Below are 1,109 nucleotides of genomic sequence, written 5' to 3' on the forward strand. Positions count from 1 at the left end.
CAAAACCCAACATTAGCCTTTGGTATTTATGGTGTGGTTGAGCGTTCGTTAATTCCAGCTGGTTTACACCATGTATGGAATGTGCCTTTTTTCTTCGAAGCGGGTAATTGTGTTGACAGTTTAGGTAAACCTGCAACAGGTGTATTGACGTGTTATTTGCAAGCGGACGATGCGAGTCGAGCTGCTGGTAATGGCTTCGGTCAACTTGCAGGAGGCTATTTGTTTAAAATGTTTGGTTTACCTGCCGCTGCAATGGCGATTTGGCATACTGCGCGTCCAGAAAATCGTGTCATGGTCGGTAGTATCATGATTTCGGCAGCGTTAACTGCATTCTTAACCGGAATTACTGAACCTATCGAGTTTGCATTTTTATTTGCTGCACCTTTACTTTATGTTGTACACGCGCTGATGGCTGGTTTTGCTTATGTGCTTGTCAATATGCTGGGTGTGGTTCATGGAACCTCTTTCTCTCATGGCTTAATCGATTTTCTTGTTCTTTCGGGGAATTCGCAAAAAATCTGGCTACTGGTAGTGCTAGGTCTCATTTATGCGGCGTTGTATTACGTAGTGTTCAGATTCTTAATTTTGAAGTTCGACTTGAAAACGCCAGGGCGGATGGATGTCGAATTAGAGATCGTTTCATCAGAAGGGACAGAAAGAGCGCGTAACTTTATCGAAGCCTTCGGCGGACCAGAGAATCTGGTCAATGTGGATTCTTGTATTACCCGCTTACGGATGGATGTGCACGATACCAGTAAAGTGGATCAGGCTAGATTGAAGCAGTTAGGCGCCAGTGGCGTATTGATTTCGGGGAATGCAGTACAAGCCATTGTGGGGACTATCGCCGAAGTGTCACGTACCGAAATTGATGAAATGCTCGCGTCGGGTGGTTATCTTGCAGCTACTCCCGCGCCAGTGATAGCAACGGCAACGGTTAGCATTTCAGCAAAAGACCGCGAGCAAGCTCAAGCCATCCTGCCACTATTGGGTGACGTGAGTTCATGTCGTGCTATTGCTGATAATCGTTTACGCTTAGAAGTGAAAGATGCCAGTCTATTAGACAGTACCGCCCTTCAAGCCCATGGCATTGAAGCTATGTTGGTTTTAAA

1 protein-coding gene is annotated in these 1,109 nt (G+C 45.8%); it reads left to right on the forward strand.

Annotated elements, in window-relative coordinates; genetic code table 11:
- On the forward strand, positions 1-1,109 hold a 1,109-nt coding region (locus CXF78_RS01425), incomplete at both ends, for a PTS sugar transporter subunit IIBC (protein WP_180957019.1).

This window comes from Shewanella sp. 11B5 (assembly GCF_002836795.1).
Classification (GTDB): Bacteria; Pseudomonadota; Gammaproteobacteria; order Enterobacterales; family Shewanellaceae; genus Shewanella; species Shewanella frigidimarina.